Origin of the sequence: Tahibacter caeni (assembly GCF_024609805.1) — a bacterium.
Classification (GTDB): Bacteria; Pseudomonadota; Gammaproteobacteria; order Xanthomonadales; family Rhodanobacteraceae; genus Tahibacter; species Tahibacter caeni.
In genome coordinates this window covers 1-12,308 of record NZ_JANFVR010000134.1, presented here as the reverse complement: position 1 = coordinate 12,308, position 12,308 = coordinate 1, and the positions used below count along the sequence as shown (strand labels likewise).

At 69.3% G+C, this 12,308-nt stretch carries 14 protein-coding genes and 1 tRNA gene; 7 read left to right on the top strand and 8 right to left on the bottom strand.

Annotated elements, in window-relative coordinates; translation table 11 throughout:
• The 3 genes from NON22_RS12865 to NON22_RS12855 form a co-directional block, all read left to right on the top strand.
• The coding region (locus NON22_RS12865; RefSeq protein WP_306673801.1) for a glycosyltransferase at nt 1-822 on the top strand (822 nt) is incomplete at its 5' end.
• Between the two features lie 429 nt (nt 823-1,251).
• On the top strand, nt 1,252-2,004 hold the full coding sequence (locus NON22_RS12860; RefSeq protein WP_257387341.1) for a hypothetical protein: 753 nt from the start codon (nt 1,252-1,254) through the stop codon (nt 2,002-2,004).
• A 46-nt stretch (nt 2,005-2,050) separates the two neighbouring features.
• Nucleotides 2,051-2,407 carry a hypothetical protein gene (locus tag NON22_RS12855; protein ID WP_257387340.1) on the top strand — a complete coding sequence of 119 codons (357 nt, stop codon included), beginning with the start codon at nt 2,051-2,053 and terminating at the stop codon, nt 2,405-2,407.
• A 406-nt stretch (nt 2,408-2,813) separates the two neighbouring features.
• On the opposite strand, the gene NON22_RS12850 is transcribed toward NON22_RS12855, so the two are convergent.
• The 6 genes from NON22_RS12850 to xerD form a co-directional block, all read right to left on the bottom strand.
• On the bottom strand, nt 2,814-3,092 hold the full coding sequence (locus tag NON22_RS12850) for a hypothetical protein (RefSeq protein ID WP_257387339.1): 279 nt from the start codon (nt 3,090-3,092) through the stop codon (nt 2,814-2,816).
• A 116-nt stretch (nt 3,093-3,208) separates the two neighbouring features.
• Complete coding sequence (locus NON22_RS12845) at nt 3,209-3,559, bottom strand: hypothetical protein (protein ID WP_257387338.1); 351 nt, start codon at nt 3,557-3,559, stop codon at nt 3,209-3,211.
• A 299-nt stretch (nt 3,560-3,858) separates the two neighbouring features.
• Entirely contained in the window at nt 3,859-4,218 is a 360-nt protein-coding gene (locus tag NON22_RS12840) for an EF-hand domain-containing protein (RefSeq protein WP_257387337.1), read from the bottom strand.
• Between the two features lie 250 nt (nt 4,219-4,468).
• A complete protein-coding gene (locus tag NON22_RS12835) occupies nt 4,469-5,176 on the bottom strand; it encodes a hypothetical protein (protein ID WP_257387336.1) in 708 nt (235 codons plus the stop codon).
• A 296-nt stretch (nt 5,177-5,472) separates the two neighbouring features.
• A tRNA-Thr gene (locus tag NON22_RS12830) sits at nt 5,473-5,548 on the bottom strand.
• Between the two features lie 187 nt (nt 5,549-5,735).
• Entirely contained in the window at nt 5,736-6,686 is a 951-nt protein-coding gene (gene xerD, locus NON22_RS12825; protein WP_425507976.1) for a site-specific tyrosine recombinase XerD, read from the bottom strand.
• 83 nt (nt 6,687-6,769) lie between these two features.
• Between xerD and NON22_RS12820 the strand changes: the two genes are divergently transcribed.
• Nucleotides 6,770-7,195, top strand: coding sequence for an RDD family protein (locus NON22_RS12820; RefSeq protein WP_257387334.1), 426 nt, complete (start codon nt 6,770-6,772; stop codon nt 7,193-7,195).
• Between the two features lie 11 nt (nt 7,196-7,206).
• Nucleotides 7,207-7,620, top strand: coding sequence for an LIC_13387 family protein (locus tag NON22_RS12815; protein WP_257387333.1), 414 nt, complete (start codon nt 7,207-7,209; stop codon nt 7,618-7,620).
• Nucleotides 7,621-7,629: 9 nt separating this feature from the next.
• Here NON22_RS12815 and lptG read toward each other — a convergent pair whose 3' ends face one another.
• A complete protein-coding gene (gene lptG / locus NON22_RS12810; protein WP_257387332.1) occupies nt 7,630-8,727 on the bottom strand; it encodes an LPS export ABC transporter permease LptG in 1,098 nt (365 codons plus the stop codon).
• Nucleotides 8,724-9,860, bottom strand: a complete 1,137-nt coding sequence (gene lptF, locus NON22_RS12805; RefSeq protein ID WP_257387331.1) for an LPS export ABC transporter permease LptF — start codon at nt 9,858-9,860, stop codon at nt 8,724-8,726. Before lptF ends, lptG begins: the two co-directional genes overlap by 4 nt.
• Before the next feature lie 133 nt (nt 9,861-9,993).
• Between lptF and NON22_RS12800 the strand changes: the two genes are divergently transcribed.
• The gene (locus tag NON22_RS12800; RefSeq protein WP_257387330.1) at nt 9,994-11,472 is read left to right on the top strand and encodes a leucyl aminopeptidase; all 1,479 of its coding nucleotides are present in this window, start codon (nt 9,994-9,996) and stop codon (nt 11,470-11,472) included.
• Between the two features lie 88 nt (nt 11,473-11,560).
• The gene (locus NON22_RS12795; RefSeq protein ID WP_257387329.1) at nt 11,561-11,983 is read left to right on the top strand and encodes a DNA polymerase III subunit chi; all 423 of its coding nucleotides are present in this window, start codon (nt 11,561-11,563) and stop codon (nt 11,981-11,983) included.
• Nucleotides 11,984-12,308 lie beyond the last annotated feature (325 nt).

Below are 12,308 nucleotides of genomic sequence, written 5' to 3'. Positions count from 1 at the left end.
CCCGGCGGGCCGCCGGCCTATCTCGGCGGCTGGCAGCCGCGCGCCGGTCTGCGCGGGCGCCTGCGCGACGCGCTCGGCCGCGGCGCGGTCCGCACGTTCAAGCGCAGCGTCGGCTGGCTGTACCGCCGCGAGCTCGCCGCGCTCGGCATCGATTCGCTGTACCGCGCCGACGGCAGCGAGGCGGCCTATTCCGACGAACGCATACTCGCGCTGGGCCTGCGCGAGTTCGAGTACGCGCGCGCCTGGCCGGCCGCCGTGCAGTTCACCGGCCCGGTCCTCTACACGCCGCCCTATGCGGGACCGGCGCCGGGCTTCGTCGCCGGCAGGACGCACGTGCTCGTGACCCTGGGCACGCATCTGCATTGGTACAAGCAGGCCACGCTGGCCGCCGTGCGCGCGGCCGCGCAGGCCCTGCCCGACGTCGAATTCCACTTCAGCCGCGGCGACGCCGGCGCGACCGTGCAACGGCGCAGCGGCAACGTCGAAGAGCTGGCCTACGTGTCGTATGCGCGCGATCTCGCGCGCTACGACCTCGTCGTGCATCACGGCGGCGCCGGCATCCTCTACCGCTGTCTGCGGCTCGGCATTCCGGCGCTCGTGCTGCCGCTGGACTACGACCAGTTCGATCACGCGGCGCGCCTGCAGAGTGCCGGCCTCGCGCAGCGGCTGCCGTCGCTGGATCGGCTCGCGCCGGCCGTCGCCGCGGCACTGGACGACACGGCGCTGCGTGCGCGCTGCCTCGCCTATCGCGCGCATTTCGCCGGAGTGCCGGCGGAAGCGCGCATCGCCGCGGCCGTGGCCGAACGACTGTCGTTGCGCTGATGCCGCGGCCGGCGCAGCGTCGCCGCGCGCGCACGCGATGCCCGGACTCACACGGACCGTCGCGCCTTCACGATCGTGAACGAATGCGCGGCCACCTCCGCAACGAAAAGGCCCCGAAGGCGCGAGCGCCCCGGGGCCGCCGGATCGGTCACGGGACTTGTTCATCCCATCGGCGTTACGGATCTCCCTGTCCGCCGCATCGCCCGCATCCTCGCCAGCCTCGGAAGCTTGCCGGCACTGCCGCACCGCGTGCATCGGGGAAATCCCCTTGCGGCGGCGCGGACTAATGCTGCGGCCATGTCGACGCGGCGTGACTTTCCCCTCCGCCTGCAGACCGGCCTCTGCGCCTTCCGACACTTCAATGACACGCAGCAGTCATGCTAGCTTCGAAAGACTGTCCGGCAACAACCAACACGCAGGGGAACCTTGATGAAGTACGTAATGACGCTGCTGGCCGCGGCCATGCTGACCGCGTCCGCCGCCCACGCGGCGCAGAACGAACCCGCCGCCGCTCGGCTGGCTTATGGCGGACGCATCGTCGTCGGCGCGCCGCGCGGCGTGGATCCGGTCGTCTACGACGCGACCGGCGCCTCGCTGACGATCACCACCGGCACGCCGCGTACCTACATCGGCGGCGTCGCCAACATCGCCGGCGCCGGCCCGCAGGTCGACATCACGAGCCTCGACCTCTCCCTGGCCTCGGCCGCTGCGGTCACGTACACGAACATCCGCGCGCGCGTCCAGTTCTGGGACGTCTATACCGCCGCCGGCACGCCGGTCTTCTCGAGCCCGGCCGGTACGCCGATCGAGATCGACCTCGGCCCGCAGACGCTCACGGCGAACAACGTCTACACGGTCACCGTGAACCTGGCCGCGCCGCTGCGCCTGAACAGCCTGACCGGCAAGGGCTTCGGCGTGAACTTCCAGGGCGACACCGGCGCCGGCCTCGTCGACGACACCAACCTGACCACGGCGCTGACCTACGGCTCCGCCCAGCCCGTGGGCACCAGCGGCGTCAACGCCGGCAACGGCTTCTACCGCAATGCGTCGGGCCGTACCGACTTCAACTTCGCCTCGACCGATCTGCGCACCTTCACCGGCATCACCGACACGCGCACGATGCTGGTCCTGCGCGGCAACGCCAGCGTGCCGGTGTCGCTGCAGACGTTCAACGTCGACTGACCTCCGTTCGACCGCGGTACCATCGGGACACCCGGCCTTTGGCCGGGTGTTTTTTTTTGCCGCCTTCACGCGCAAGACCCGGCATCCGGACGACGTGAACGAGCCGGCGATGTATTCGTACGCGAAGCTGGGCGAGGACGCGCTGACGGTTTCCCTGTTCGACGACGGCAGGAAAGCAGCAATCGGCGATCCGGCTGCCGCATCCGGGAACTGCTCGACGATCGATGCGTACTGCATCCGATCGGAGGAATTCATCGTCGCGATTCCCTACGGCAGAAGCGCCGATATTCCCAGTGGCCTGGCGCTCGTCGAGCGGCGACGGATCGATGCCCGGCTCCTCGGCGTCCGCGCCGAGGTTCGCGTCGTCGACGCGCAGGCCGGTGACGTGAAATACTGCTATTGATACTCCGACCGTTCCGGCCTGCCCGCTTTCTCCATCGCGATGGACGGAAAAGGAAGCCACGTATCTTCTCCAAGGCACGCCGGGCTTTCTGATTCCGCGCCCGTGAAAAACGCCGGGCCACGGGCTGCATCTGTGCCGCAACTCCGCGCCGCGCGACGTCACGATTTCGGTTCACGTCTACGCGCGCGCGCTCGATGCGTTCAGTCAATACGTCGACGTCGGCAACGGCTGGTACGAGCGGCGCGAGCACGTGCCGGCGCTGGAGTTCTGAGCGCAGCGAACGCAGCGCCGCCGGGCGAGACCGGACCGCGGCGGCGCTCCGTTGCGGCCCCTGTCGGGCAGGCCGTCGTTGCCGGCGTCGCGCCGGCTGGATGATCGCCGGCGGAGCGGTCGCGCGACCGTGCGATCAGCTCGCGCTGGCACCGCTGCGTTCACCACACGCGACGAGCAAGGTCTGCAGGCGTTCGACGATCGCGCGACGGCCGTCCACGCCCTCGGCCAGCCGTTCGCGATCGGCGAGCTGCGGCTGGACGAGCAGCGGCTCGAGCATCGCGATTTCTTCGTTGACCTGGGTCAGCAGGCCACGCAGTACACGGCGCACGGCGCCGGACGAGGCGGCGACCGACCATAGTTCGGGCGTCTCGAGCAGATCGATGACGGCGTCGATGCTGCTGCGGACGGCCATGGCATCTCCCGTCAGCGGGCGGAAGTCCGGGCTCGCGTACCCGACACGGCAGCGATCGTTCGACGAAAGCACATCGATTTCTCCGGTGATACTGCTTGAACCGGCCGACACGTCGGCTAACGCTTCTCATCGGCGGCCGATCCGATCGCTTGCCGGATGCGCTGGCGACAAGTTTCCTGTTGGTCGGCGGGCTGGCGCGCACACGCGGCGAGCGCGTCCTCGACCTGCTCGGGCGGCGGCACCGGCGCAGCCTGATCCGCAGACGCGGTTCCGGCCGGTGTCGCTGCTGCCGGCATCGAGTCCTGCGGCGCGGCGCCGCCGGGCGGGACCGGTTGCGGCGCGCTCTGCGAAGGTTCCGCGCGGCGCGGCGTCGTGTCGTCGGCGCCCGGCGCGCGCGAACGCGGCGTCGGATCGTCCGGCGGCTGCGGCTGACAGGCGGCGAGACCGAGCGCGGCCATGCCGAGCATGTTGAGGAACCCTCGCTTCATTTCGCTCTCCTCGCTTGCGGCGGCCCCAGGGAGTGCGAATCGGATAAGGCGTGCCATGCGGTCAGGTCATCCGATTCGCACCCCCGCCACCACGCGGAGCATCCGTAGGCTCCGCGCGACGGCAGCGCTCCTGCACTGCCGGCATGTCGGCGGTCGCGAACGTCGATTGCCGGGAGATTCCGCTCGGGCGCAGCGGCGTAACGAAAGCTGCAACGAGGCGGATTACATCGGCACGACGCTCGCGTCTCTCCGTGGCGGCGCGGCCGCTTCAGCGGCGACTAGCGCCGATCCTGATTGCGCGGCTGGTTGTGGGCCGCCCATTCGTCGCGCGAGATCTTGCCGTCGCCGTTCGTATCGACCTGGGCGAACGTCGTTCCCTTCATCGCGGCGCCGTCGAACTCGCTGCGGCTCAGATTGCCGTCCGTGTTCTTGTCGTACTGATCGAACGGCATCGACGACGGCGGCGGCGTGGTCGCCGGATTGTTGGCCGGGCGCGCGCCGGGATTGCTGTCCGACGGCGGAATCTGCTGTTGGTTCGCGGGCTGCTGGTTCTGCGGAGTCTGCGGATTCGTGTTCTGCGCCTGAGCCAGACCGAACGACATCGCGAGCACAGCGAACACATACGGAGCACGTTTCATGGATCACCTGTGTATCGGGTTGGACGGACACGGCGCTGCAGAAGCTGTGCCAGTGCCGAAAGCCCCCTGAAACGGTGATCAGCCGTGGAAAAATGGGAAATTTACGCGGATGACTCCGGTACAGATTGCAAATGGCGGGAACAATGTTCAGAGAATGCATCGTCGCTCTGCCGATGCGATCTCATGCGCCGCGTCGTACCGGAACGTGCAGACTGCGATTCCGGCCGCCGACCGGCACGGCCGGCGGGCATCACTGATCCGACCGCGTCCCGTCGGCGTAGAGAAACTTGCCGGGTCTGAACACGACTCTCAGGTCGCCGGCAGCCTGATCGCGCAGACGCCTGTGGCGATCCATGAATTGATTGAATTCCAGTTCGCCGTCCCAGCGAATCACGGCGCCGGAAGCGACGGGGTCCGATATCGATATGCGCGCTCCGAGGATCTCGTTGTCCAGCAGATCCGTGAAGACGAGAGCGCCGTCGAACGCACGGATGTCCTTGTCGCCGTTGTTCGAGAAATCCACGGCGAAGGTAATCGCGTCGGTGATCGACCGACCGCCTGAAAAATCCTGCTCCCGGAATCCCTTCTTCGCGAGAGACACGGTGATCGGCGACGCTTCCGCGACGACTTTGCCTTCAGGCGGCGCCGCCGTTCGCGTCGGAGGCGGCGACTCCCGTACGAGGGCCTTCGCCGCCCCGCCGAAGGCATCCGACACGGCGGCCACGATCTTCATCTGCAGATAGAGTTGCCCGGCATAGAACCCCGCGACCAGAGCGAGCAGGCCGACCGCTCCATGCGTGAGCAACGCCCTGCGCCGCCGCGCGAGCCTGTCTGCATCTGCTGCCGACGGCTGTGGCGCAAGCCGGCGCGCGGGAACGACGAGCGCACCGTACTTGGCGTAGATGACGTCGCATCGGGGACAGGCCTCCATGGGCTTCCACGTGGCCCGCTCGTTCACATGTCCGCATTTCCTGCATGTCCTCGCTTCCATCGGACACCTCTGGTTCGCCCGAACGGAGACTGTCGGCAGGGCACGGCGCCTCTCACTGCGGTTGGTTTCCGGTTGCGCGCATGGCGATTTCTGGACGGCGTGGATGGAGTGATTCGGCCTCGTCCAACCTGGAACCGTGGCTACCGACATCGCGCAGTAGAGCACCGCGGCACGCGAAGGCTTCGCGACGCCCTGTCAGAAGCAGCGGGACTGGCTTTGCACCGGAATGTTAGAGGCTTGGCGCGGGGTCGCAGGACCTGCGATGGTGCCGGCTGTCGGAATCGAACCGACGACCTACTGATTACAAATCAGTTGCTCTACCGACTGAGCTAAACCGGCGCGCCGGGCGGATTGTAGGCGCGGCCGCGGCGCCGGGGCAACGCAAACGGTGGAACCGGCCGCCGTGGACAGGTCCGCTTGCACCAATCCCGGTGGCGCCTGTCATCGACGCTGCCGGCCCCGCCGGCATCGGCATCGAACGGCGCGGCGTCAGCCGATCTGCCCGGCCCTGCTCCCGCGTCCGCCCTCATCCTCGCGGATGATGCTGCGCATGCAGCCGCTTGAGGCCTTCGCGCGCGACGTAGGTGTAGATCTGCGTCGTCGACAGGGAGCTGTGGCCGAGCAACAGCTGCAGTGCGCGCAGGTCGGCGCCGTGGTTGAGCAGGTGGGTCGCGAACGAATGGCGCAGCACGTGCGGGGAGATGCGCTGGCTCGCGATGCCGGCGGCCTGGCCGTGTTTCTTGACCATGGTCCAGAACATCTGCCGCGTCATGCCGGCGGCGCGCGCGGTCACGAAGACGGCGTCGGCGACGCGGCCGCGCAGCAGCACGGGGCGCGACTGCTGCACGTACTGTTCGAGCCAGTGCTGTGCTTCCTCGCCGAGCGGAACGAGGCGGTCCTTGCCGCCCTTGCCGGTCACGCGCAGCACACCCTGGCGCAGGTTGATCTGGTCGGCGCGCAGGCCGACGAGTTCGCTGACGCGCAGGCCGGTCGCGTACAGCAGCTCGAGCATCGCGCGGTCGCGCAGGCCCAGCGGCGTCGCGATGTCGGGCGCGCGGATCAGCGCTTCGACCTCGCCTTCGCTGAGCGCCTTGGGCAAGGCGCGCGGCAGCTTCGGCGCGTCGAGCAGCAAGGTCGGGTCCTGCTCGACGAGGCCGATGCGGCGCATGAGCTTGTAGTAGCGCCGCAGGGTCGACAGCAGCCGCGCATTCGAGCGCGCGGTGTATTTCGCCGCCGCGCGCGCAGCCAGGTAGCGGTACAGCAGCTCGCGCGAGGCGGTCGCGAGGCGGGCGCCCTGCCCGGCCAGCCAGCGCGCGAAACCGATCAGATCGCTGCGATAGCTGGCCAGGGTGTTCTCGGCCAGGCCGAATTCGGACCAGGCGCGTTCGACGAACTGCTCGATCGCGGCGCGATCGTGCTCGGGCAGCGGCGGGGATTCGATGTCGGTCATGCGCGGAACCGGCGAAGATGCGCGCAGCGTAGCGCAAAGCCCGCGCGGCGGATGACAGTGCCGGCGAATGGCTGCATGCTTGCGCCGATTCCTCCGCCGAAACGCCGCGCATGACCGACGCTACGCCCCGGCCGGCCCACCTGGGCTGGCGCCTCGCCGCCGCGCTCTACGACGTGTTTCCGCTGATCGCGATCTGGATGGTCACGGGCGCCGTGGCGATGATCGCGACGCGCGGCACATTGAACTATCACGCGCTCTGGTACCGGCTGCTGCTGCTCGGCGTCACGGCGGCGTATTACGTGCCGTCCTGGCATTACGGCGGCCAGACCATCGGCATGCGCGCCTGGCGCCTGCGCCTCGTCGACGGCAGCGGTCGCCCGCCGGGCTGGGGCGCGGCGCTGCTGCGCTTCGTCGTCGCGCCGCTGTCGCTGGCCGCCGGCGCGCTCGGTTTCCTCTGGTGCCTGTTCGAGCGCGAGCGCCGCGGCTGGCACGATCTCGCCAGCGGCACGCGCCTGCTGCGGCTGCCCAAGTCCTGAGCGGAGTCCATATGCCCGAACAGATCCTGCTCGTCGCCGGCGCGCTCATTTTCGGCGTGCTCGGCCTGATCCATCTGGTCTGCACGTTCGCCGGCGACGCGTTCGCGCCGCGCGATGCGGCGGTACGCACGGCGATGGAATCGACCTCGCCGCGGCTCACGCGCGAGACGACCTTGTGGCGCGCATGGATCGGCTTCAACGCGAGCCACAGCCTTGGCGCGATCGTGTTCGCCGTGTTCGTGCTGCTGCTCGCACTCGGCCATATGCCGCTGCTGCGCGAGGCGCCCGTGTTCGCCTGGGTCGCCGCGGCCAACGCCGTGGCCTGGCTCTGGCTCGCGCGGCGCTACTGGTTCCGCGTGCCGTTCGTCGGGCTGGCCGTGGCCAGCCTGTGTTTTCTGGTCGCGGCGCTGCGCCTGAGCGTCTGAGCGCCGCGCTCAGCTCGCGCGGCGGAAGTACCAGACCGCCAGCGCGATCAGCAGCAGCGCCGGCAGGGCCGTCGCGAACGCGAGGTTCATGCCGTAGACCGCGCCGACGTTGGCCAGCGAGCGTTGCAGGAAGCTCCAGGCGATCGCCAGCGTCATGCCGATGAAGATGCGCTTGCCCATGCCGCCGCTGCGCAGGGTGCCGAACGCCGACGGCAATGCGCAGAACACGAGCACGAGCACGTTGAGCGGCCAGAACAGGCGCGCCCAGAACACTTTCTCGAACTCCTGCGCGTCCTGGCCGTTGCGCGTCAGGTAGCGGATATTGCGGCGCAGGTCGCTGACCGACAGATAGTCGGCCTGCACGATCGACAGCGCGAGCATGCGCGGATCCAGGCCCGACTTCCAATGCGTGGTCGCCTCGGTCGTGCTGGTCGCGTCGGCTTCGCCGAAGCGCGTGCGGCGCACGTTCTGCATGGTCCATTCGCCGACGCGGTGCAGCGCGGTCTCGGCGATCGCGATCGACAGCAGCTGGCCCTTGGGCGTGAACTCGAACACGCGCACGTCGGCCAGGCGCACCTCGCGCACCCCGTCGACCTGGCGCGTCGTGCCCTGCTTGGCGTTGATGAAGGTGTCGCCGTCGCGCGCCCAGATGCCGCCGCCGCGCTGGCCGATCGCAATCGTGTCGGACTTCGCGCGCAGCGCCAAGGACTGCGCCTGCTGTTCGGCGGCCGGCGCAATCGTCTCGCCGACGGTCGCGACGACCAGGGTCGCCAGGGCCAGCGACAGCGCCGCCGACAGGCAGATGCGCATCTTCGACAGGCCGGCCGCGCGCAGCGCCGTGAGCTCGCCGCTGCCGGCCAGCGCGCCCATGCCGAGCAGCGAGCCGATCAGCGCGGCATTGCCGAACCATTCGTAGCTGCGCCGCGGCACGGTCAGCAGGATCTGCAGGGCGACGGTGCCGACGCCGTAGTCGCCTTTGGCGTCGGAAGCTTCGCGCACGAAGGCCTGCGCCGCATCGAGGCCGACCAGCAGCAGCCAGGTCACGAGCACCGCCGAGAACGTACTGTAGGCGACGAGCCGGTCGACCCGCTTGATCGGCCAGATCATGCGCTCTCTCCGCGTGCGACGGGCTTGCGCCGCTCGGCCGCGGCGGCCGGCGCGGCGAGACGGTCGCTGCGCCAGAACAGCCACAGAGCCAGGCCTGCGGCCGGCAGATGCACCCACCAGAGGCCGACGAACGACGGGGCGCGGCCCTGCTCGATCAGCGCGCGACCGAAGCCGAGCCAGCCGAGATAGATCAGATAGCAGAGCAGCGCGACCAGTACGCTCGCATAGCGCGCCTCGCGCGGCCGCGTGCGCGACAGCGGCACGGCGAGCACGGCGAGGATCGCGGCCGACAGCGGCGCGGCCAGCCGCCAGTGCAGCTCGGCGCTCTGCACGGGTTCGTTGCTGGCGAGCAGTTCGCCGGTCGGCGCGGCGCGCTTGAGCGCCTCGGGCGTGTCGTCGGACTCGTTGTCGGCCAGCGCGATGTCGTTGCCTTTGAAGCGCAGCAGGCGGAAATCGTCGTGGCCGATGCGGCCTTCGACGCGGAAGCCGTCCTGCAGCGCGAGGAAACGGCCCTCCCCGTCGCTTTCGCGGCGCAGCTCGCCGCGTTCGGCCGTGATCACGTCGATGCGCGTGTCGTCGCCGTCGGCACGCTCGGTCTCGACGAACATGCGCTCGAAGCGCGAGCCGCGGTCGTTCATCGCACCGACGTAGATGACGCCGCCGCGACCCGGCAGCTGCACGAAGCGGCCGGCTTCGAGACCGGCCACGACCAGCGAGCGGTTGGCCTCCTCCACGAGGCTGTGCGACAGGCGCTGCGCGGCCGGCGCGAGCCAGAACGAGATCAGCCCGATGCCGACGATGACCGGCGCGGCCAGCCAGGTCAGCGGCCGCAGCAGTCCGGTCAACGGCATGCCTACGCCTTGCAGCACGGCCATCTCGCTGTCGCGCCAGAGCCGGCCGTAGGCCAGCAGCACGCCGATGAACAGGGCCAGCGGCAGCAGGATGGTCAGCGCGTCCAGCGTACGCAAGCCCAGGATTTCAAACACCAGATTGCCCGGCAGCCGGCCGCGGGCGACCTTGGTCAGTACGTCGGTGATGGTGCCGCCCAGGGTCACCACGAGCAGGACGACGGCGCTCGCGAAGCCGCCGAAAGCCAGTTCGCGCAATAGATAGCGATCGATGATTCTGAGCATTGTGAAGGGCTTGTGCGATAATCCGGGCGCTTGTGCCGGTCGCGCACAAGAACATTCCCCAAAGTTTAACCGGCCAGGCCCCGCGACGCGGCATGCGCAACGGGTCCGGGCCACTTTCGTCCGGTGCCCGTTCATGACGATTCAGTTCTCCCTCGCCAGCGCCACTCCCGAAACCGAAGCGACGCCCTGCGTCGTCGTCGGCGTCTACGAAGACAAGATGCTGACCAGCGCCGCCGCGCGCGTCGACGAAGCCTCGGGCGGCGCGATCAAGCGCCTCATCGATTCCGGCGACGTCAGCGGCAAGCTCGGCAGCAGCCACGTGCTCTTCGGACTGGGCGGCATCGCCGCGGCGCGCGTGCTCGTGGTCGGCCTCGGCGAACAGAAGAAGCTCGACAGCGCGCGCTTCCAGCGCGCCTCCACCGAAGCGGCGCGCGTGCTCAAGGGCCTGCCGATCGCGAGCGCGACCTCGTTCCTGGCCGAGACCGACGTGCCGGGCCGCGACCTGCACTGGAAGCTGCGCACCGCCGCGCTCGCGACCGACCACGCCGCCTACCGCTACACCGCGACCTTCAAGCCCAAGGACAAGCCGCGCGGCGACAGCTTCGGCGCAATCGCGTTCGTCGCCGACGCGACAGCCCAGCCGGCCCTGGACCAGGCCGCGGCCATCGCCGCCGGCGTGCGCCAGGCGCGCGAGCTCGGCAACCTGCCGCCGAACATCTGCAACCCGGCCTACATCGCCGCGCAGGCGCAGAAGTACGCCGAAGCCACCGACGGCGTCAGCTGCGAAGTGCTCGAGCGCGAGCAGATGCAGGAGCTCGGCATGGGTTCGCTGCTCGGCGTCGCGCAGGGCTCGGCCAATCCGCCCAAGCTCGTCGTGCTGCGCTGGAACGGCGGCGGCAACGTGCGGCCTTATGCGCTGGTCGGCAAGGGCATCACGTTCGACACCGGCGGCATCTCGCTGAAGCCCGGCCCGGGCATGGAAGAAATGAAGTTCGACATGTGCGGCGCGGCCGGCATGTTCGGCGCGTTCGTCGCGGCGACGACGCTGAAGCTGCCGCTGAACCTGGTCTGCGTGCTCGCCGCGGTCGAGAACATGCCCGACGGCAATTCCTACCGCCCCGGCGACGTGCTGACCAGCATGTCGGGCCTGACGATCGAAGTGCTCAACACCGACGCCGAAGGCCGCCTGATCCTCTGCGACGCGCTGACCTACACGCAGAAGTTCAACCCGCAGGTCATCATCGATGCGGCCACCCTGACCGGCGCCTGCGTCATCGCGCTCGGCAAGCATGCCTCGGGCCTCATGAGCAAGGACGACGAGCTGGCCGAGCAGCTGCTCGCCGCCGGCAACGCGAGCCTCGACCGCGCCTGGCGCCTGCCCCTCTGGGACGACTACCAGGGCCAGCTCGATTCGGGCTTCGCCGACGTGGCCAACATCGGCGGCAAGAACGGCGGCGCGATCACGGCCGCCTGCTTCCTGTCGCGCTTCACCGAAGGCCAGCGCTGGGCGCATCTGGACGTGGCCGGCACGGCCTGGGACGAAGGCCGCAAGGGCCTGGCCACCGGCCGCCCGGTGCCGCTGCTCGTGCAGTACCTGATCGACCGCTGCTGAGCACGCCGCGCCGGCGCCGCAGGTTCGCTTGCGGCGCCGGCGCGATCCGCCGCATCGTTGCGGCCACCGACCGACGGTCCCGCGATCCATGCCCCGCGCCGATTTCTATCTGATCGACAAGCCGCGCTTCCGCGCCGATCCGCTGCTGCTGGTCTGCGAGCTCGCGAAGCGTGCCTATGCGAGCGGGCAGCCGACCCTGATCCTCGCGCGTTCGCTGGAACAGGCCGAGGAAATCGACGGCAAGCTCTGGGAGTTCGACGAGGACGCGTTCATCCCGCACCAGATCGCCGGCGACGAGGACGACGAAATCACGCCGGTGCTGATCGTGCCGCCCGGCACCGCGACGCCGGACCGGCCGCTCGTGATCAACCTGCGCGACGATTGCGCGCCGGGCCTGTTCGAGCGCGTGCTCGAAGTCGTGCCGGCCGACGAGTCGCAGCGCCTCGGCTCGCGCGAACGCTGGAAGACCTACAAGCACGCGGGTTTCGAGCTCAAGAAGTTCGACATGTAAGGCTCGCGGTCCGCGCGGAGTCGCGGAAACGCGAAACCTGGCGGATGCGCATCGGAACGCGGTCGAGCAACCGCACGAGATCGTCGCAGCCAGACCTTCGCATCCACCAATGCGGACCTGTATCGCCCTGATTCGGGCGCAGGCTTGCGGCGTCGCATTTCGCCGACGAACGCCAAGGAACCGCGTCATGACACTCGACACCGCCTACGGTACCCCGCACGGAGCACCCGTCGACTACAACTGGCTGCGCCTGCTGCGCCGCGACGAGGCGCCGCGCGCGCGCCTGCGCCTGCGCGTCGGCACTGCGCGGCTGCTGCGCGCGCTC

What these genes read in the sequence shown, in the direction of transcription:
- NON22_RS12820 (WP_257387334.1), top strand. Translation starts at nt 6,770, where the DNA reads ATGACCGACGCTACGCCCCGGCCGGCCCACCTGGGCTGGCGCCTCGCC.
- NON22_RS12840 (WP_257387337.1), bottom strand. Translation starts at nt 4,218, where the DNA reads ATGAAACGTGCTCCGTATGTGTTCGCTGTGCTCGCGATGTCGTTCGGT.
- NON22_RS12800 (WP_257387330.1), top strand. Translation starts at nt 9,994, where the DNA reads ATGACGATTCAGTTCTCCCTCGCCAGCGCCACTCCCGAAACCGAAGCG.
- NON22_RS12850 (WP_257387339.1), bottom strand. Translation starts at nt 3,092, where the DNA reads ATGGCCGTCCGCAGCAGCATCGACGCCGTCATCGATCTGCTCGAGACG.
- NON22_RS12815 (WP_257387333.1), top strand. Translation starts at nt 7,207, where the DNA reads ATGCCCGAACAGATCCTGCTCGTCGCCGGCGCGCTCATTTTCGGCGTG.
- lptF (WP_257387331.1), bottom strand. Translation starts at nt 9,860, where the DNA reads ATGCTCAGAATCATCGATCGCTATCTATTGCGCGAACTGGCTTTCGGC.
- lptG (WP_257387332.1), bottom strand. Translation starts at nt 8,727, where the DNA reads ATGATCTGGCCGATCAAGCGGGTCGACCGGCTCGTCGCCTACAGTACG.
- NON22_RS12860 (WP_257387341.1), top strand. Translation starts at nt 1,252, where the DNA reads ATGAAGTACGTAATGACGCTGCTGGCCGCGGCCATGCTGACCGCGTCC.
- NON22_RS12795 (WP_257387329.1), top strand. Translation starts at nt 11,561, where the DNA reads ATGCCCCGCGCCGATTTCTATCTGATCGACAAGCCGCGCTTCCGCGCC.
- NON22_RS12845 (WP_257387338.1), bottom strand. Translation starts at nt 3,559, where the DNA reads ATGCTCGGCATGGCCGCGCTCGGTCTCGCCGCCTGTCAGCCGCAGCCG.